Below are 19,002 nucleotides of genomic sequence, written 5' to 3'. Positions count from 1 at the left end.
CTATTCCTGCACTTGGCGTGACCGGAGCACTTCATACATAACTACACCCGCAGCAACGGAAGCGTTAAGAGAGTTAATCTGACCTTGCATCGGCAATTTAATCAACACATCACATTTTTCACGGATGAGGCGCCCCATACCTTTGTTCTCATTCCCAATCACGAGCGCTACAGGTCCTGTAAAGACCCCATTGCCAAATACATCTTCTTTGGCAGTAACATCCGTGCCGACCACCCACACGCCTTCTTCCTTGAGACGATCAATCGTTTGACCCAAGTTACTTACTCGCGCTACAGGTACATACTCAACAGCTCCTGCTGATGTTTTGGATACCGTAGCAGTCACTGCTGCTGAACGGCGTTTAGGTACAATGACACCATGAGCGCCTGTGCAGTCTGCCGTCCGCAAAATGGAACCAAGGTTGTGTGGATCTTCGATTTCGTCGAGCAAAATCAGAAATGGGTCTTCCCCCTTCGCTTTAGCTGCGGCAAGAATATCTTCTACCTCAACGTAAGCATAAGGCGCAGCTTGAGCTACAACCCCCTGATGCTGTATACCTGGAACAGTTTGATCCAATTTACGCTTGTCCACATGTTGGATCACAATCCCTAATTTTTTCGCTTCCGCAATTATCGGCTGGGTCAGATGCTTTTGGGCCGTATCCGCAATCCATATTTTATTAATGGTTCGACCTGAGCGTAGTGCCTCCGTTACGGAGTGTTTACCAGCGATCCATTCTTCTTCCATTGTTGTTCGATCCTCTCTATAACGCTGCGCGAGCCTTAGTTCGTTTAGACAAAACTCACGTAGCGGTTTTCGTTGAAATTCAATTATTTTGTCGAAGATTGCGCTTGTTGTTCTGCGTGCTCAATCCCACGACCAATCAATGCAATCATACGATCATGTTGACCGCTGCTATACAAATAACCGATCAGACATTCGAGCGCCGTAGCATGTCTATACTCTAGAACATCCGCATTCTTAGGGACGGAACCAGACTTCGCGTTTCGCCCTTGACGAACCATATCACGTTCTTCTTCGGTCAGCTCTGGTTCAATTCCTGTAAGAATTCGGCTCTGAGCCTTGGCTGATACAAGCCCTGTTGCACTACGGTGCAGATGATTCGGGCGCATGTTGGGTTTGGATAACAAATACTGACGTACCGCCACCTCGTACACAGCGTCTCCAATATAAGCCAGAGCAATTGGAGGAATCAGACGAGCAGGCCGTGAGGGAGGGTAGGGAAACCAGCCCCCCTCTGCGATATGCGTTGTTGTTTCTTCAGACTCCATTCGCTGTGTCTCATTATCTACTGTCGAGGCAGCTTCCGTAAGTTCGGCAAATTCAGACATTTTTTTCGGCTGCTCCTCACTCATTTGCGACGCCATCTCATCCCTTGAGCTGTATCCTCAAGCAAGATTCCCTGTGCAGATAGTTCATCACGGATCTCGTCAGCCCGAGCCCAATTTTTAGATTTACGCGCTTCTACACGTTCTTCGATCAAACGCTCAATTTCATCATCCAACAGGTCAGGCTCAGCATCAGTATAGATGCGCAATACTGCGTTCAGTTCGCTGAACAGTTCCAGCAGAGCACGAATATCCGCAGCATTTACTACATCCTGTTGTAACAATTGGTTCGCTTCACCTGCCCATTCAAATAAAGCTGTGATTGCGTCAGGCGTATTGAAGTCATCTTGCATTTTCTCATGATACTGCTCACGAATCTGTTCCAATCTTGCCTTGAACTCAGCTGAGCTATCCTGATCTACAGTCACCGCCTGCAAACGATGCTTGAGATTGACCACCGCATTAGTGATCCGGTCTACACTGTTCTGCGCTTGCTCCATCGTATCCTCCGTAAAGTTAAGCGGGTTACGATAGTGTGTAGATAACATGAAGTAACGAATGGCTTCACGTTTATATTGCGTGCGGAGGTCTTTAACCAACACACCATTTCCTAGTGATTTGGACATCTTTTCATTATCAATACGGATAAATCCGTTATGCATCCAGTAATTCGCCAGCGGCTTGCCTGTGAGCACCTCGGATTGAGCGCATTCGCACTCGTGATGTGGGAACTGTAGATCCTGCCCGCCTCCATGGATATCCAACGTATCCCCGAGGTATTCCCGCGCCATGGCCGAGCACTCAATGTGCCAGCCTGGACGTCCATCTCCCCATGGACTAGACCAGTAGATCTCTCCTGGCTTAGCAGCCTTCCACAGAACGAAGTCTTCCGGATTCTCTTTACGCTCATCCACACCGATCCGAATACCGAACTGAAGCTCCTGCAAATTCTGCTTAGATAATTTACCATACTCCGCAAACTTGCTAGTACGATAGTATACATCCCCACCGTTTTCGTATGCGATATCCTTATCTACCAGCTCACGGATGAAATCAATAATGAGCGGCATGTTTTCGGTTACTCTCGGATTACTGCTAGCCTTAGGAATGCCCAGTCCTTCAAGGTCTTCGTAATAAGCCGCTATGAACTTCTCTGCCACATGCGGTACGTCTGTACCGAGCTGCTCTGCTTTGCGGATAAGCTTATCGTCAACATCTGTAAAGTTAACGACATAATTCACGTCATGTCCGGTCTGTTCCAAATAACCACGAACCGTGTCGAAGAAGATCACTGGACGTGCATTACCAATGTGGATGTAATCATATACCGTCGGTCCGCACACATACATCTTCACTTTCCCCGGCTCTTGGGGGACAAATTTTTCTTTTGCACGACTCATTGTATTGTAAATTTGAAGCGTCATGGTCACTTTCCTTTCGTTCTTTTCCGCATGAAATGAAATCGCTCGACTTATATAGCACTCACTTTCATCTCATGCTTCCTTTATTTATTGTATCACGTGAAGACTCCATCTCACGGGTATTCTGCATCGTACGCACCTCTTCCCGCAAGCGTTCAATCTCTTGTTGCATACTTCGCAAAGAATCAATGACTGGATCTGGTAACTGTTGATTCAGACGATCGACACGGCGCCCATCCTGTTTGACAATTCTCCCCGGGATACCCACAACCGTACTATTCGCTGGCACCTCTTTCAGTACAACCGAGTTGGCTCCAATGTTGCATTGATCCCCCACACTGAACGAACCAAGCACTTTGGCACCTGACGAGATAACCACATTATTACCAATTGTCGGATGTCTCTTACCTTTTTCTTTTCCCGTCCCCCCAAGAGTAACCCCTTGATAGATAACAACGTCGTCACCGATCTCACACGTTTCACCAATAACTACACCCATTCCATGGTCTATAAACAACCGTTTGCCGATTGTAGCACCAGGATGGATTTCGATTCCTGTCATAAAACGGCTAATCTGTGAAATGAACCGGGCGAACGAGAAGAACCTTCGCTTGTATAAAAAATGCGCGATCCGATGCGCCCATATCGCATGCAGCCCCGAGTAAGTAAATACCACCTCAAACCATCCCCGGGCCGCTGGATCGTTTTCAAACACCGCCTGGATATCTGATCTGATCTTCTTAAACATGCTCGTTCCCCTCTTGTTCAGGTTCTCGTCCTCCGGTTTACCGGACGGCGCATTCCTTGATAGTGTACTCCTAGCTTCACACCTATGCACATGTTAGGACTCCGTACCGCTGTCACTGTAATTCAACACCGCTGTGATTTGATTATCTTTGAAAGAGTTACATGTCCAGACATACAAAAAACGCCCCTGTAGCTATGTAAGCTACAGAGGCGTTAATCGCGGTCCCACTCTGCTCAGTTCATCTGTATAACAATGAACCCTCAAACGGTTTAATAACGGGAACCAACCGTCACAACCTATCCTAACGTTTTCCCTTATCCTAATCGAGAAGGGCGGGGCTGGATTCGGCTATGCAGCTCACAGGCGCATTTCGGTTGACGGACAGCGGATGGCTCACAGCCACCGCACCAAAGAACTTCATTCTTTAGGCAGGGCCATCCTCTCTGAATCTGTCCGGCTCAACGTACTCCTCCCGGTCTTTGCTGTTCTATATAGATAAATCATATCATTTATTCGTTGTGTTGCTATTATAGCGAAAAGGGTTGAGACTGACAACAGGCTTCCCCTGTAATCGACAGAAATTAAATGCCTGTACGCAACTATAAATGAATTGTATTCTCGCTGGATTATGCCCCTTTTACTTGGGCATGCAAACGTTCAATTACTGTGTCTCGACCAAGCAGTACAATGGTTTGATTCAAATCGCGACCATGTGTTTGCCCTGTTAACGCTACACGAATTGGCATAAAGAGCTGTTTGCCTTTAAATCCAGTTTCTTTCTGTACTTCTTTGATGAGTGCTGCCATTTTGCTTGGCGTAAACTCATCACTTGCTTGAACTTTGTCAGCAAAAGCTTTCAGTACAGTCGGCACCTGCTCTTCAGCGAGTACCGCTGCAGCTTCAGATTCCAGTTCGAGATCTGAACGGAAGAATACTTCAGACAATTCAACGATATCCGAAGCAGCTGTCATCTGCTCTTGATAGAGATGAACGAGTGTATAAGCCCATTCTTTCTGCTCAGCCGACAGCTCAGAAGCAATCCGTCCTGCCTTTTGCAGATGAGGAATCGCCATTTCAGCAATCCGATCTGGATCTGCATTTTTGATATAGTGATTGTTCAAGTGTGCCAGTTTATTGGTATCAAATACCGCTGGGCTCTTAGACAAGCGCTTCGTATCAAAAATTTGGATGAGCTGCTCTTGTGAGAAGATCTCCTCTTCTCCTTCTGGCGACCAGCCAAGTAAGGAAATGAAGTTGAACATCGCTTCTGGCAAATAGCCGAGCTGATCATATTGTTCAATAAACTGAATAACGGATTCATCCCGTTTACTCAGCTTTTTATGATTTTCATTTACAATCAACGTCATGTGACCAAATTGCGGCGGCTCCCAGCCTAGCGCTTCATAGATCATCAACTGACGCGGCGTATTAGAGATATGATCTTCCCCGCGCAATACGTGGGAAATTTTCATCATGTGATCATCCACTGCTACCGCATAGTTGTACGTAGGAATGCCATCTTTTTTGACGATAACGAAGTCTCCAGACTCCTTGCTGTTAAACGAAATTGTTCCTTTAACCATATCATCAAACGTGTAGATCCGTTCCTCCGGTACACGGAAACGAATGCTCGCTACGCGGCCTTCTGCTTCAAATGCACTTCGTTGCTCTGGTGTCAGATCCCGGTGCTTGCCCGAATAACGCGGCGTCTCCCCACGCGCTGTCTGCTCTTCACGCTCTTGCTCCAATTCCGCTTCTGTGCAATAGCAATGGTAAGCAAGACCTTTATCCAGCAGCTCTTGAGTATATTTGCGGTAGATATCCAGCCGTTCCGTCTGACGGTATGGCCCGTATTCTCCACCCACATCAATGCTCTCATCCCATTCGATGCCGAGCCATTTCAGATACTTCAGTTGACTTTCTTCCCCACCAGCAATGTTACGCTTCACGTCCGTATCCTCAATACGAATAATGAATTTGCCGTTATTATGTTTAGCATACAAGTAATTAAACAACGCCGTACGGGCATTCCCGATATGTAGGTGTCCCGTTGGACTCGGCGCGTAGCGCACGCGTACTTCCGTGCTCATAACTATCCCCTCCGTCTCTTCGTTGGTTGATGATATCACACGCGAACAAGGCAAACAACCGATTGAGCTGCAATGCCCTCTCCCCGACCAGGGAATCCGAGCTGCTCTGTCGTTGTTGCTTTGACATTCACTTGATCTACTTCCGCTTCCAGTACCTTAGCGATAACCTCGGCCATCTGTGGAATGTAAGGTGCCATCTTCGGCTTCTGTGCAATGATGGTTGAATCAATGTTACCGAGGCGGTATCCCCGATCCTTCACAAGCTGCCACACATGTTCCAAAAGTTTCACACTGTCTGCATCCTTAAATTCCGGATCGGTATCCGGGAAATGTTTGCCGATATCACCAAGTGCCAGCGCACCCAGAATCGCATCACTAATAGCATGTAGCAGCACGTCAGCGTCCGAATGGCCTAACAACCCTTTTTCATGAGGAATAGTCACTCCGCCAATAATGCAAGGTCTTCCCTCTACCAACTGATGCACATCGAACCCTTGTCCTACACGAATCATTGCTATCTCTCTCCCCTCAGCAAAAACGCGGCATACTGTAAATCTTCCGGCGTCGTTAACTTAATGTTCGTATAACTGCCTTCCACAACCTTGACTGTTATGCCCTGGCGTTCTGCCAGCATCGCATCATCTGTTCCTAGAAAGCCATCCTTCTCTGCCGACTCATATGCAAGCAACAATGCAGAAAGACGAAAAGCCTGCGGGGTTTGAATGCTCCACAGACTGCTGCGGTCTGGCGTCGCCGTAACGACACCTTCCGCATTCACTTGTTTGATCGTATCCTTAACAGGAACCGCCAGAACAGCACCCCCGCCAGACATTACAGTTGTCATGCAAGCGTTGATCTGCTCACGGTTAATAAAAGGACGTACCCCGTCGTGAACGAGGACCCAATCCGTTCCTAGGGCCTTGAGGCCTTCATGGACCGAATGCTGTCTCTCTTTCCCGCCGGGGATGACACGAACTCGTGATTCCAGATGGTATTCTTTTACCCAATTCAGGCAGCGTTCAACATCTCCAGCTCCGGTCACCAGCACGATCTCGCGCATCTCGTCCAGAGCCGCAAACACTTCAAGCGTATGTATGAAAACGGGCTTGTCCTGCAACAGCAGGAACTGCTTACTCTCGGTTGTACCCATCCGGGTTCCCCGACCTGCCGCCACAACGACAACGCCCCACCCTTTATCCATGCCGCAATCCCTGCCTTGTCTGTCAGTTTATCGTTCGCTATATCAAACACCACAAGGGATATCCAATATGTGCTACGATACACTACCCATCATACCGTTTTTATTGGGCTTTTTCCAACAGTTTCGGCTTCGCAAAAATCATTCTTCCCGCAGATGTCTGCAGTACACTGGTCACCAGCACTTCCATCATCATGCCGATATACTCGCGTCCACCTTCTACAACGATCATCGTACCGTCATCCAGGTATGCCACACCCTGTCCATGTTCCTTACCGTCCTTAATGATCTGCACCATAATCTCTTCACCTGGCAACACGACTGGCTTGACTGCATTCGCCAAATCATTGATGTTCAACACAGATACACCCTGAAGTTCACACACCTTGTTTAGGTTAAAATCATTCGTAACGACCTTGCCCTGAAGTACTTTAGCAAGCTTGACTAGCTTACTGTCCACCTCGGATATCTCTTCAAAGTCACCTTCATAAATCAGCACTTTAACGTCGAGCTCTTTCTGAATTTTATTCAGAATATCTAGTCCTCGCCGTCCTCTATTTCGTTTTAACAGGTCGGATGAATCGGCTATATGTTGTAATTCTTCCAACACAAATTCAGGGATGACAATCGTGCCTTCGATAAATCCGGTTTTGCAAATATCTGCAATCCGTCCATCAATAATTACGCTTGTATCCAAAATCTTATGTTCCTCTAACCGTCGTCCTTCATCTGCCTCAGGATGCCCCCATCGTCCTGACATCCAGAAGGCTGCTAGATCGTCTTTTTTGGCTAGTGCAAGCATATAGCCCGAATATGCACTAACAACCGTCAGCGCTACTTGGAGGACCTCCCCGGCTGTCCCTAACCATGTTAAACAAGGATAGAGCAACAACGCCACCAATAAACCTGTAACCGTACCTACTGCACCTGCTGCTAATTCATTCATAGGTACTTTTGCCAAAGCATTAATTCCATTATGCAGTCGATCGGCGATCAGTGTGCCACCTAGATTGCATGCAGCCATAAATAATACGGCTCCCAGCGCAGTGGATACCCCAGCTCCCAAGAGCCCTGCGGATTGAATCCATTCTGCCATCCAAGGGATGGATTTCCCTGCCAGATGATATGCTGTATAGCCGAACCATGCTCCGCACAATCCTGTAAAAGTTAAAATGCCTTTTTTCCACATACGTCCCTGCACCTCCTTCATGATATTTCCATCTTCATATCCAGTATGATCCAATTCCTAAAATGCTAATCCCATAAACAAGAACTTTTTGGAAAAGATGCAATCCTTAGTTGAAAGAAGATAAAAAATTGGCATATAATGAATTCAATTCATATCCCGAGGTGAGTAGCAAAATGAGTACGCTAAGTTTACAGGCTTTTCAGGATCAAGTTTCTGAGCTGTTATTGCGTCACCGCAGTTTGATTGATGTGCTGTCCAAAACGGGACAAGCCGGGGCTTCGGTCAACCGTGCCGTGTCCAAGGCCATTACCGAATGCGGCTGCATTGAGCTGCACGCTACGAAGCAACAGTACGCCCCTGAGAGTGGTATTGCTCAGACCAAGGGTTTACTGGAGACGCATGTCGAAGGTGAGTTGTGTGAGAATTGTAAAGAGGTGATCAGTTCCGAACTAGGACGCAACCTGTTTTATATGTCTGCTCTCTGCAATCTCTTGGACATCAACATGGAAGAGGTCGTGAATCACGAGTCACAGAAATGTTCGACGTTAGGGATGTTCAATTTGTCATAAACGATGCATCATCACTGCACGAGGTTGGTTGTTACCGTATAGATTGGAATAACGAGAAAAAGCACGTGGCTCCGAAGTCGGAGCACACGTGCTTTTTGCATTATTGAAACTGCTCTATAGCAAATAAACATAAGTGATTGCTTTTATACCCTTTTACCGATCCGAACGGGAAGTCTTCTCTTCTCTACGTTTCTTAGCTCGGCTACGAGAGGCTGCTGTCCGTAAATTGTGCTTCATTCCGTATAAGGCATAGAGCACAAGTGGAATAAAGATTAATTTGGATAACTGTTCTGGGAAAATAACCGCTACGGCTACCGCAAAAGCAACCACCCATGGAGCAATCCAGATCGCTTTACGAGGCAGACCAACCTTTTTGAAGTTAGGATATTTGAGTGAACTCACCATCAGATAAGACAACAACAATGTGGCGATGATCATACTGATTGGACCGATATCTTTGTTAAACAAGGATAGTGTCGCCAGCACCCCACCTGCTGCTGGAATCGGCAGACCCGTGAAGTATCCCGGAATCCCCGGTCGTACATTAAATCTAGCCAAACGAATCGCACCACAGATTGGGAAGCTCGCCGTTGCAATCCAAGCTAATACGGGTGAAGCATCTTGAAATGAAACCATAAACACAATCAGCGCTGGAGCGGCACCAAACGATACCATATCCGACAGAGAGTCCAGCTCCTTGCCGAATTCACTTTGGGCATTCAAAGCTCGTGCCACCCGTCCGTCCAGACCATCCAGTAGCATCGCGACAATAACCATAATCGCTGCTAAACTGTAGTTCCCCTCAATTGCAAGTAATATTGCCATCATTCCAAGAAACAGATTACCTAGGGTAAAGAGATTCGGAATGAATCTGGTTAACATCGTTGTTTCACCTCATCATCTTCAAGCCGTTATAGGCACACTCTTACATCTGTCTGTCGATAAACATTTGCTCCTGTAGTCGCTTCAAACCTTCCTTGATTGTGCGAGCACGCACTTCACCGATTCCATCCACTTCGTCCAACTCTTCAATGGTTGCCATAATAACTTGAGGCAACTGTTCAAATTGATCCACCAGGTTATGAATGATGACATTGGGCAGACGGGGTATCTTATTTAATACCCGGAATCCACGTGGAGCAACCGAGTCCTCAGACGTCGCTGCAGATGAAGGATATCCGAGCAAACGTACAATATGATGTGCATCAAGAAGTTCATCATCCGACAATCTCTTCAAACCCACAATAATTTCGCGAATCTTGTCATCACTATCGTCGCGTGCATAGTCTTTGTAGAGCAACCATGCTTCTTCTTCCGTTGTACCTACTAGCTCTTCCATTTGCATGGAGATCAGTCTTCCTTCGTTGCCTAATTCATGAATATATCGTTTAATTTCTGTTTTGATCCGCATCACCATTTCTGTCCGCTGAATAACATTCACGACTTCAGGAATGGTTACCTGTTCTTCAAATTCTGAAGCACTGAGGTTGGTTAGAGACTGTGTCAAAACGGCTTTATATTTCTCCAACGTTTGAATAGCCTGATTGGCCTTGGTCAAGATTACACCGATCTCTTTCAGTGAATATCTGAGTGTTCCCTGATACAGGGTAATAATATTCCGACGTTGGGAGATGGACACCACCAATTTGCCTGTTTGCTTCGCTACGCGCTCCGCTGTACGGTGACGAATCCCTGTTTCCGAAGAAGATATGGACGAATCTGGAATCAGTTGAGTATTCGCATATAAAATTCGTTTCAGATCCTCACTGAGAATGATGGCACCATCCATTTTTGCAAGTTCATACAGGTAGTTCGGAGAGAAATCACAATTAATTGAAAATCCCCCGTCAACCACTTCCATCACTTCAGGGCTGTATCCTACAACAAGCAGTGCCCCCGTTTTGGCGCGCAGCACGTTCTCCAGACCTTCGCGGAAAGGTGTACCTGGTGCGATCAACCTTAACAACTCATTCATATTATCCAGTTGGCTCGAATCTTTCATCTTGTTATGCCCCCTAATCTAAAGCGACCGCTAGTGCATCTGCCACGGTATTTACACCGATCAGTTGTATCCCGCGAGGATGTTTCCAGCCCTTTAAGCTTTTTTCTGGTAAAATGACTCGTTTGAAGCCAAGCTTCTCGGCTTCCTTTACACGTTGTTCGGCTCGTGATACAGCTCGAACTTCACCCGTCAAACCAATTTCGCCAAATATGACATCGTCTGGTTTGGTTGGTACATCTCTTAGACTAGAAGCGATGCTAATTGCAACTGCCAAATCCACAGCAGGTTCATCTAGGCGTACGCCCCCCGCTACATTAAGATAGGCATCCTGGGTTTGTAGAAACATCCCCATCCGTTTCTCCAATACAGCGATGATCAAGTTTAACCGGTGGTGATCTATGCCTGTCGCCATACGACGCGGAGAAGGGAAATGAGTGGCAGAGATTAATGCCTGTAGCTCCACGAGTAAGGGTCGTGTTCCTTCCATACTCGCTACAACCGTAGATCCAGCTACGCCGAGTGGACGTTCCGACAGAAAGAGCTCTGATGGATTACCGACTTCACGGAGCCCATCTTCACCCATTTCAAAAATACCGATCTCATTTGTGGAACCAAAACGATTCTTCACTGCCCGCAATAGACGATACGTATGATGACGCTCCCCTTCAAAATAGAGCACACAATCCACCATATGTTCTAGCATACGTGGCCCAGCAATGGCACCTTCCTTGGTAACATGCCCTACGAGAACCGTTGCAATGCCTCGACCTTTGGCAATTCGCATGAACCTTGATGTACATTCCCTTACCTGGGCTACACTTCCCGGCGCACTGGTAACTTCGGGCAAATATACCGTCTGAATCGAGTCGATGACAAGAAAATGCGGCTGGATCTGCTCCACCGCTTCCTCAACACGTTCCATATTGGTTTCACACAGCACATATAGCTCAGGAGAGAGTGCGCCAAGACGATCTGCTCTTAATTTGGTTTGTTTTACCGATTCCTCGCCCGATACATATAACACACGTAAACCTGAATGTGTCAACGCATGAGACGTCTGCAACATCAATGTTGATTTTCCGATACCCGGATCTCCGCCCACCAGAACGAGAGAACCTGGAACAATCCCGCCACCCAATACACGGTTCAGTTCTCCGATTCCAGTCTGCACTCGCGGCTCCTGACCGCTATCTATATCTATGATAGGAAGCGGTTTATCTTTACTGTCAAATAGGGGAGAATTCCTCCCTTGTGTTTTGACCACCGTTTCAGTTTCTTCTATCATTGAATTCCATGACTGACAACCTGGACACTTACCATACCATTTGGGGGCTTCATAGCCGCATTCCGTACATTGAAACTTGGTTTTTACTTTGGCCACTTCAGCACTCCTACCATTTATTTTATAACAGCATTTTGCATTATTCGACGAATTTTGCCCCGACTTCCTAACGCGCAGGGTTAATAAAAGTTTACCATTGTTTGAGATTTTTCGTAAAGGATTATCGTAAACTTTACACATGTTCCTGAATCTTCTACTCCTGCTATTGCCACTTCATCAGTGGTAAGAAGCCAGATGGGTCAGATTGCAAAAAAGACCTCTCTGGCATAGGCCAGAAAGGTCTTTAGTCATTCCCACGAATTTCTTAACGAATGATCCCGGTTGGGTTACTTCGTTTCGATCTCTTCCGTGGACGGAACAATATCTTTTTTAGTTACAGACAAGGCGCCATTATCCTCATCAATGAGCAAGGAATCACCTTTGACCACATTGCCTGTGAGCAACTCTTCTGACAATTTGTCTTCGATATGCTTCTGGATTGCCCGACGTAGTGGACGTGCACCATAAGCTGGATCAAAGCCCGCTTTGGCAAGGAATGCCTTCGCATTGTCTGTAAGCTCAAAGTCGACTTCGTATTCACGCAGTCGTTTCCGAAGTTCTTCACTCATCAGTGTAACAATTTCAGCAATGTGTTTTTCTTCGAGAGAATGGAAGACGATAATTTCATCAATCCGGTTAAGGAATTCTGGACGGAAGCTTTTCTTCAGCTCATCCATTACTTTACCCTTCATGTTGTCATAATCTGCTCCTGCATCTACCACAGCAGTGAATCCGAGCGTAGAGTTACGTTTAATCGCTTCTGCACCCACATTGGATGTCAGAATGATCAATGTGTTACGGAAGTCAACTACGCGGCCTTTGGAATCTGTCAGACGACCATCTTCAAGCACTTGCAACAGAATGTTGAACACTTCTGGGTGTGCTTTTTCGACTTCATCCAAGAGGACTACGGAGTATGGTTTGCGACGAACTTTCTCTGTCAACTGACCGCCTTCTTCATAACCGACATATCCTGGAGGCGCTCCGACCAATCTTGAAGTGGAGTGTTTCTCACCATACTCAGACATATCGATACGGATTACTGCATTCTCATCACCAAACATCGCTTCAGCCAGCGCACGAGCCAGCTCGGTTTTACCAACCCCAGTAGGACCGAGGAAGATAAATGAGCCCATTGGACGTTTCGGATCTTTCAGACCAGCACGAGCACGGCGTACAGCACGGCTGACAGATTTCACAGCTTCATCTTGACCGATAACACGTTCATGGAGAATTTGCTCCAGGTTCATCAAGCGCTGTGTTTCTTCTTCTTTCAGCTTGTTCACCGGAATTCCAGTCCAGTTGGCTACCACTTGTGCGATATCCTCAGGTGTTACCTCAGAATCTGTGCGACCTTGTTTTTCTTTCCATTGGTTCTTCGTTACATCTAGCTCTTCACGGATTTTTTGTTCCGTATCACGCAGAGCTGCCGCCTTCTCGAACTCTTGGCTTTGCACCGCTGCATCTTTTTCCTTGCGGATATCCTCCAGACGGCTCTCCAATTGTTTCAAGTTTGGTGGTACTGTATATGAGTTCAATCTTACTTTGGAACCCGCTTCATCGATCAAGTCGATCGCTTTGTCCGGCAGGAAACGGTCAGTAATATATCGATCAGACAATTTAACCGCCTGTACAATTGCTTCATCTGTAATTTTCACACGGTGATGGGCTTCATAACGGTCTCGCAAGCCGTGCAAAATTTGAACAGCTTCTTCTGGGGATGGTTGATCCACCGTAATAGGTTGGAAACGACGCTCAAGCGCTGCATCTTTTTCAATATATTTACGATATTCATCCAGCGTTGTTGCACCAATGCACTGCAATTCTCCACGAGCCAGAGCTGGCTTCAGAATGTTAGAAGCATCGATTGCACCTTCTGCTCCACCTGCACCGATTAAAGTATGCAACTCATCGATAAACAGGACGATGTTACCTGCTTGGCGAATCTCATCCATGATTTTTTTCAAACGATCTTCGAATTCACCACGGTATTTCGTACCCGCTACAACTGAACCCATATCCAGTGTCATAACACGTTTGTCACGCAATGTTTCTGGAATCTCGTTTGCAATGATTTTTTGGGCAAGCCCTTCAGCAATCGCTGTCTTACCTACCCCTGGTTCACCAATCAATACCGGATTGTTCTTCGTACGACGACTCAGCACTTGAATTACTCGCTCAATCTCTTTGCTACGTCCGATCACAGGGTCAAGATTGTTTTCCCTCGCATAGGCCGTGAGATCACGAGCCAGGCTGTCGAGAGTCGGTGTGCTAACATTAGCAGGTGTTCCGTTATGACTTGATACCGCTTCGCTGCTACCCAGCAATTGAAGCACTTGCTGACGAGCTTTGTTCAAGCTAATACCTAAGTTATTAAGTACACGTGCTGCTACACCTTCACCTTCACGGATCAATCCAAGCAAGATGTGTTCTGTTCCTACATATGTGTGTCCCAATTTGCGGGCTTCATCCATAGATAGCTCAATTACTTTCTTCGCACGAGGCGTATATGCAATGTTAGTAGGTTGCTCCTGACCACGGCCAATCAGCGTTTCTACTTCATCCTGAATTTTTTCCAATCCGAGTCCCAGGCCGATCAGCGCTTTGGCTGCAATACCTTCGCCTTCACGAATGAGGCCGAGCAAAATGTGCTCAGTACCGATGTTATTATGACCGAGACGGACAGCTTCTTCCTGCGCTAATGCGAGTACCTTTTGGGCACGTTCCGTAAATCTTCCAAACATCATATCTCCTGCACCTCCATGGTTTTGGATAAAACGGGCTAGAGCAACTGAACCAAGCTCTCCACCGTATTCTTTATAACACGTTGTCTGCAGCCATGCTGCGAATAAAATCATTAAGCATTTCACATCAATTATTGTGATTCGTTGCAATGACCTGATGTAAATCTGCCTTATTATATAAAAGCTGCAATTGCAGCGTGAAACCTCATTTATAATTCTGGAAAAGCTACCTTACTTTGCGGGGTTGATCGTATCCCGAATGAGCTGAGCACGGTAGATATCTCGTTCATCTGTACGCATATCTTCCCCGAACGTTTTCTGCAAAAAACCAGGCTGAGTCATGACGTTCAGCTCGTTCATCACCGGTATGGTGAGTCCTTCCAGCAGACCTAGATCTACACCAAGACGAACATCGGAGAGTCGCTGTGCAGCTTCCTTCGAGTCCACAATGGCAGCGTGAGACAGAATACCATAAGAACGCATAACCCTGTCCGTAATACGCAGTCTTGAGTCTGTAATCAGTCGCTCTCGAGCCGTACGTTCATGTCCAATCATCTGTAAAACAACACTATGCAGATTTTCGATGACTTCTTGCTCGGTCTGTCCTAGAGTAATCTGGTTAGAGATCTGGAACAGGTTACCCATTGCTTCGCTGCCTTCGCCGTAAATCCCTCGGACAGTAAGCCCTACCTGGGAAACCGCCGTTAGAATACGTCCAATCTGTTGTGTCATGACCAGAGCCGGCAAATGCATCATTACGGATGCCCTTACACCTGTACCGACATTGGTAGGACAGCTGGTCAGGTATCCTCTACGATCATCAAATGCATAATCCACATGCGCTTCAAAAGCATCATCTATCGCAGAAGCTTTCTCCCAGGCTTCTTTCACCTGGAACCCCGGATAGAGGCATTGGATCCGAAGATGATCCTCTTCATTAATCATGATACTGACGGATTCATCCTCACTAAGAATGACAGCGCCGTTCTTGGATTCATTCGCAAGACTGGGACTAATCAGATGTTTCTCCACCAACACACGTTTGTCGAGTTCATCAATATCGATTAGATCCAAAGTGTGGAAATTTCCAAAAGCATGAACATCGTCGTATTGAAGTACTTCGCTCAGCTTATTCAGCACTTCCTCCGATTGCTCATTGGATGCAAGCATCGGAAATGGATAATGCTGTAGGTTGCGTGCGATCCGGACACGGCTGCTAATGACGATCTCTGAATCAGCCGCATCACTGCGCATCCAATCGCTGAGCGCCTTCTCTGTAAAAGGCAGATTAGGCATTACGCATCCCTCCTACTCATGTCAAACTTTACTCCTGAGCTATTTCCTTTTCAAGTTCTCTGATCTGGTCACGAATCTGAGCAGCTTCTTCGAATTCTTCTTGCGTGATACTTTCTTGAAGAGTACGTTTCAAATCTGCAATTTGTCGTTTGACCTTGATACGACCACCCGCCCTTGCAGGTACTTTACCTACGTGGGAGGTGCTGCCATGTACCCTTTTGAACAACGGGTCTAAACGGCTATCAAAATATTTATAACACGAGCTACAGCCGAATCGGCCGATTTTGCTAAATTGGGAATACGTCATGCCACATTCTTCACATCGAAGGGATTGAGCAGGTGGTGTTCCTGCGGATCCACCTTTGCCAGATGGGTCGAAATCGAGCAGACCGGACAACAAGTTATGAATGGAGAATCCACCTGCTGTTCCGGGAATCATTTCCCCTTTTTCACGAGCACACGACTCGCAGATATGAAATTCCGTCTTCTCTCCGTTCACGATCTTCGTGAAATGAAGTGTAGCCGGACGATTATTACATTCTTGGCAAAGCATTGATGTACCTCCTTTGATCCCGATAGTTTTCATTTACCGAGCAAAGATATTAACATCGCCTTCAACATTCTGGCACGAATTTGATCCCGGTAAGGAAGTTTGACCAAAATAATTTCTCTCGATACAGCCGCCCGCATCAACCCCGCCTCTCGTTTGCTCAAGAAACGCGCTTCCTCAAGTTGGTAGATCAGACCTTCGGCAGCAGTCTGCCCGATCTCATCTCCAATACTATGATGCAAATGGTTATGCAGTGCCGAGTGAGCAGGTAGTTCGATCCGTTGAATACGTACATAACCACCGCCACCACGTTTGCTTTCTACCAGATAACCCTTCTCAAGGGTAAATCGGGTGCTAATGACGTAATTAATCTGAGAAGGCACGCATGAGAATTGGTCTGCCAGATCATTACGCTGAATTTCAACCATGCCTTCGGGACTTTCATGCAAAATACTCTTCAGATATTGTTCGATAATATCAGAGATATTACGCATCCACTCATCCTCCACTGTCTGAAACGTTAAGTCAATAAGGACCCACACGCCCCTACAGAGTGCACCTTCTCATCCCATTTAACCATTCCGTGAAACACCGAATCTGGATAGCACAAGTGTTACCGGGAGAGTATAGGCCGCTCGAAGGTCCTTTAATACTGCTTGTTCCGCAAAGAAAAGTGTAGTCGCACTCTACTCAGCGGATGGCATAAGAAAGTCAAACGAAAAGATGATCTCAGTTGACTTTGACTTTCTTTGACTTTATATACATTATAGCATATTTTGTGAGTTTGCCAAGTGGGGTCACTATTCATTTTTTACGATTTTACACGAAATATTCTTTGGACACAAAAAAACCTCTCCAAAAGGGCTGGAGAAGTCCATTTGTCTTACCGTTACGCCTTTGTGCTATATCAGGTGATTTTAAAAACCATCAGTGCTGCTATTAAACTAATCCTTATAATTTCCTGATCACTCTAATCCTTTAGAAGAAATCAAGTAAATACGTTTCCCGGACAGGAATTACATTCTCCAAAGCACTAATTGCCTCAGCAGGTCCATTAATTCTTCCTATCTCTTCCATTTCAGCAGGTCTTCGGTACCCCATCAGCACAGCAGTAAGGGATTGAATATCCATTTGTACTGTCTGCTCCTCAGAAACAGGTTCGGAAGCCTTCCAGATTGAAGCCGTTCCATTCATGGCAACATTTAATTGCCACATGCCTTCGTTCCAAGGTGCATGAGCATCCCTAACCTGAAGAGCAATCTGTACTGGGGAATCCTGACTGGCAAACGGATATTGAGAAATAAATTGCTCCACACTCACGATGCGAGCCATAAAATAAGGAATAATCTCTTGCTGAATCCGTGGATTATCCAATTGAAAAGCAAGGGTGTCACTTGCTGGCGCTTGTAATGTAACTTCTTCAATCATGGAATCATGATTGGCTATGAAAGTCCACAGGGCTTGTCTCGCTTCTTCATTCAGATGAATGATCTCATCGATCGTGAATTTACGCTCCTTGACCTCGTATAATATATATCCCTGGGCTTGCCCAGCTTCATCATAATATACGGCCTTCTGACTGGTTCCCTCCGTAAGCACCGAGTCTTTCCACCACGCATCGTCACGGACCAACATTCCGTTATAGCGCTCCGCATATGCATTATATACACTTTTTAAAACATCCAGATCTGGATTGCCTCTGCGCAACGTTCCGGGTGTTTGTTTTTTGGCAGGCAAATGCGAAGTAGGCACTTTATATTTTTTGTACTCAATGTATGTTTCCCATCCATACTTCCGATAAAAGGCAAACGCGAACGGATGCAGAAACGAAATGCTCTGTTTGTTGCGATTCATTTCTTCCAATGTGTGTTTGAGAAGACCAGCTACCCAGCCCTTTCGTCTGTACTCTGGCCAAGTGGCTACACCTGCAATACCACCCATGTCGAATGATCGACCATGAATATACGTTTGAAAAGGAATAAGGTGGAGCTTGGCACCTAGGCTGCCATCATCGTAAACTCCCCATACATTGTGTTTTTCAAACTGTTTTTGGCGCTTCTCCCTTTGCTCCTCTTTCATTACAAATTGAAATGCATATTCAGAAAGAGCCATGCATTCTTCGAAAGCGTCTGCTGTTAATTTACGAAATTCCATCTCATTCTGCACCCCGTTCTCTAGAAAATGATGAAATCATCCCAGTGTGGTCTGATCTGTGATGTATATATTCTCTATGAGTGTGTCAGAGGAACCCTGCAAAGTCAAATAAGAGGTGCCTTAGCACCCCCTTGATTACGTAAATACTAAGAAAATAAGATGTTCTTCCGAGAAAAATAAAAACCACCACCGAATAACATCGGCAGTGGTTCTTCGCTTGGCGGCGTCCTACTCTCCCAGGACCCTGCGGTCCAAGTACCATCGGCGCTAGAGGGCTTAACGGTCGTGTTCGGGATGGGTACGTGTGGAAC

17 protein-coding genes and 1 rRNA gene are annotated in these 19,002 nt (G+C 46.3%); 1 reads left to right on the top strand and 17 read right to left on the bottom strand.

The window, feature by feature from the left end; genetic code table 11:
• The 8 genes from rlmB to ASD24_RS16425 form a co-directional block, all read right to left on the bottom strand.
• On the bottom strand, nt 1-747 hold the full coding sequence (gene rlmB, locus ASD24_RS16460; protein ID WP_056697644.1) for a 23S rRNA (guanosine(2251)-2'-O)-methyltransferase RlmB: 747 nt from the start codon (nt 745-747) through the stop codon (nt 1-3).
• Nucleotides 748-830: 83 nt separating this feature from the next.
• Nucleotides 831-1,292 (bottom strand): Mini-ribonuclease 3, encoded by a 462-nt coding sequence (locus ASD24_RS16455; protein ID WP_056697774.1) that lies wholly within the window; start codon nt 1,290-1,292, stop codon nt 831-833.
• An 80-nt stretch (nt 1,293-1,372) separates the two neighbouring features.
• On the bottom strand, nt 1,373-2,773 hold the full coding sequence (gene cysS / locus ASD24_RS16450; protein WP_056697641.1) for a cysteine--tRNA ligase: 1,401 nt from the start codon (nt 2,771-2,773) through the stop codon (nt 1,373-1,375).
• A gap of 64 nt (nt 2,774-2,837) precedes the next feature.
• Nucleotides 2,838-3,518, bottom strand: coding sequence for a serine O-acetyltransferase (cysE, locus tag ASD24_RS16445; protein WP_056697639.1), 681 nt, complete (start codon nt 3,516-3,518; stop codon nt 2,838-2,840).
• Nucleotides 3,519-4,144: 626 nt separating this feature from the next.
• Complete coding sequence (gene gltX / locus ASD24_RS16440; protein ID WP_056697635.1) at nt 4,145-5,608, bottom strand: glutamate--tRNA ligase; 1,464 nt, start codon at nt 5,606-5,608, stop codon at nt 4,145-4,147.
• A 35-nt stretch (nt 5,609-5,643) separates the two neighbouring features.
• Nucleotides 5,644-6,120, bottom strand: a complete 477-nt coding sequence (ispF, locus tag ASD24_RS16435) for a 2-C-methyl-D-erythritol 2,4-cyclodiphosphate synthase (RefSeq protein ID WP_056697632.1) — start codon at nt 6,118-6,120, stop codon at nt 5,644-5,646.
• A gap of 2 nt (nt 6,121-6,122) precedes the next feature.
• Nucleotides 6,123-6,809 (bottom strand): 2-C-methyl-D-erythritol 4-phosphate cytidylyltransferase, encoded by a 687-nt coding sequence (ispD, locus tag ASD24_RS16430; RefSeq protein ID WP_056697629.1) that lies wholly within the window; start codon nt 6,807-6,809, stop codon nt 6,123-6,125.
• A 100-nt stretch (nt 6,810-6,909) separates the two neighbouring features.
• Nucleotides 6,910-7,995 carry a PIN/TRAM domain-containing protein gene (locus ASD24_RS16425; protein WP_056697627.1) on the bottom strand — a complete coding sequence of 362 codons (1,086 nt, stop codon included), beginning with the start codon at nt 7,993-7,995 and terminating at the stop codon, nt 6,910-6,912.
• Nucleotides 7,996-8,168: 173 nt separating this feature from the next.
• Between ASD24_RS16425 and ASD24_RS16420 the strand changes: the two genes are divergently transcribed.
• Complete coding sequence (locus ASD24_RS16420; protein WP_056697625.1) at nt 8,169-8,564, top strand: hypothetical protein; 396 nt, start codon at nt 8,169-8,171, stop codon at nt 8,562-8,564.
• A gap of 153 nt (nt 8,565-8,717) precedes the next feature.
• On the opposite strand, the gene pssA is transcribed toward ASD24_RS16420, so the two are convergent.
• The 9 genes from pssA to rrf form a co-directional block, all read right to left on the bottom strand.
• Nucleotides 8,718-9,446 (bottom strand): CDP-diacylglycerol--serine O-phosphatidyltransferase, encoded by a 729-nt coding sequence (pssA, locus tag ASD24_RS16415; RefSeq protein WP_056697623.1) that lies wholly within the window; start codon nt 9,444-9,446, stop codon nt 8,718-8,720.
• A gap of 43 nt (nt 9,447-9,489) precedes the next feature.
• A complete protein-coding gene (disA, locus tag ASD24_RS16410) occupies nt 9,490-10,566 on the bottom strand; it encodes a DNA integrity scanning diadenylate cyclase DisA (RefSeq protein ID WP_056697620.1) in 1,077 nt (358 codons plus the stop codon).
• 13 nt (nt 10,567-10,579) lie between these two features.
• Complete coding sequence (gene radA / locus ASD24_RS16405) at nt 10,580-11,947, bottom strand: DNA repair protein RadA (RefSeq protein ID WP_056697618.1); 1,368 nt, start codon at nt 11,945-11,947, stop codon at nt 10,580-10,582.
• A gap of 287 nt (nt 11,948-12,234) precedes the next feature.
• Nucleotides 12,235-14,694, bottom strand: a complete 2,460-nt coding sequence (locus ASD24_RS16400; RefSeq protein ID WP_056697769.1) for an ATP-dependent Clp protease ATP-binding subunit — start codon at nt 14,692-14,694, stop codon at nt 12,235-12,237.
• Nucleotides 14,695-14,922: 228 nt separating this feature from the next.
• Nucleotides 14,923-15,987, bottom strand: a complete 1,065-nt coding sequence (locus tag ASD24_RS16395; protein WP_056697615.1) for a protein arginine kinase — start codon at nt 15,985-15,987, stop codon at nt 14,923-14,925.
• A 28-nt stretch (nt 15,988-16,015) separates the two neighbouring features.
• Entirely contained in the window at nt 16,016-16,540 is a 525-nt protein-coding gene (locus ASD24_RS16390) for a UvrB/UvrC motif-containing protein (protein WP_056697612.1), read from the bottom strand.
• A 29-nt stretch (nt 16,541-16,569) separates the two neighbouring features.
• Nucleotides 16,570-17,031, bottom strand: a complete 462-nt coding sequence (locus tag ASD24_RS16385; RefSeq protein ID WP_024633618.1) for a CtsR family transcriptional regulator — start codon at nt 17,029-17,031, stop codon at nt 16,570-16,572.
• 484 nt (nt 17,032-17,515) lie between these two features.
• On the bottom strand, nt 17,516-18,691 hold the full coding sequence (locus ASD24_RS16380; RefSeq protein ID WP_056697608.1) for a GNAT family N-acetyltransferase: 1,176 nt from the start codon (nt 18,689-18,691) through the stop codon (nt 17,516-17,518).
• Nucleotides 18,692-18,906: 215 nt separating this feature from the next.
• Nucleotides 18,907-19,002: ribosomal RNA gene (rrf, locus tag ASD24_RS16375) — 5S ribosomal RNA — on the bottom strand; the annotation flags it as partial.

Source organism: Paenibacillus sp. Root52 (assembly GCF_001426865.1).
Taxonomy (GTDB): Bacteria; Bacillota; Bacilli; order Paenibacillales; family Paenibacillaceae; genus Paenibacillus.
This window is presented reverse-complemented; position numbering and strand designations above follow the sequence as displayed.

What these genes read in the sequence shown, in the direction of transcription:
- rlmB (WP_056697644.1), bottom strand. Translation starts at nt 747, where the DNA reads ATGGAAGAAGAATGGATCGCTGGTAAACACTCCGTAACGGAGGCACTA.
- ASD24_RS16455 (WP_056697774.1), bottom strand. Translation starts at nt 1,292, where the DNA reads ATGGAGTCTGAAGAAACAACAACGCATATCGCAGAGGGGGGCTGGTTT.
- cysS (WP_056697641.1), bottom strand. Translation starts at nt 2,773, where the DNA reads ATGACGCTTCAAATTTACAATACAATGAGTCGTGCAAAAGAAAAATTT.
- cysE (WP_056697639.1), bottom strand. Translation starts at nt 3,518, where the DNA reads ATGTTTAAGAAGATCAGATCAGATATCCAGGCGGTGTTTGAAAACGAT.
- gltX (WP_056697635.1), bottom strand. Translation starts at nt 5,608, where the DNA reads ATGAGCACGGAAGTACGCGTGCGCTACGCGCCGAGTCCAACGGGACAC.
- ispF (WP_056697632.1), bottom strand. Translation starts at nt 6,120, where the DNA reads ATGATTCGTGTAGGACAAGGGTTCGATGTGCATCAGTTGGTAGAGGGA.
- ispD (WP_056697629.1), bottom strand. Translation starts at nt 6,809, where the DNA reads ATGGATAAAGGGTGGGGCGTTGTCGTTGTGGCGGCAGGTCGGGGAACC.
- ASD24_RS16425 (WP_056697627.1), bottom strand. Translation starts at nt 7,995, where the DNA reads ATGTGGAAAAAAGGCATTTTAACTTTTACAGGATTGTGCGGAGCATGG.
- ASD24_RS16420 (WP_056697625.1), top strand. Translation starts at nt 8,169, where the DNA reads ATGAGTACGCTAAGTTTACAGGCTTTTCAGGATCAAGTTTCTGAGCTG.
- pssA (WP_056697623.1), bottom strand. Translation starts at nt 9,446, where the DNA reads ATGTTAACCAGATTCATTCCGAATCTCTTTACCCTAGGTAATCTGTTT.
- disA (WP_056697620.1), bottom strand. Translation starts at nt 10,566, where the DNA reads ATGAAAGATTCGAGCCAACTGGATAATATGAATGAGTTGTTAAGGTTG.
- ASD24_RS16400 (WP_056697769.1), bottom strand. Translation starts at nt 14,694, where the DNA reads ATGATGTTTGGAAGATTTACGGAACGTGCCCAAAAGGTACTCGCATTA.
- ASD24_RS16395 (WP_056697615.1), bottom strand. Translation starts at nt 15,987, where the DNA reads ATGCCTAATCTGCCTTTTACAGAGAAGGCGCTCAGCGATTGGATGCGC.
- ASD24_RS16390 (WP_056697612.1), bottom strand. Translation starts at nt 16,540, where the DNA reads ATGCTTTGCCAAGAATGTAATAATCGTCCGGCTACACTTCATTTCACG.
- ASD24_RS16385 (WP_024633618.1), bottom strand. Translation starts at nt 17,031, where the DNA reads ATGCGTAATATCTCTGATATTATCGAACAATATCTGAAGAGTATTTTG.
- ASD24_RS16380 (WP_056697608.1), bottom strand. Translation starts at nt 18,691, where the DNA reads ATGGAATTTCGTAAATTAACAGCAGACGCTTTCGAAGAATGCATGGCT.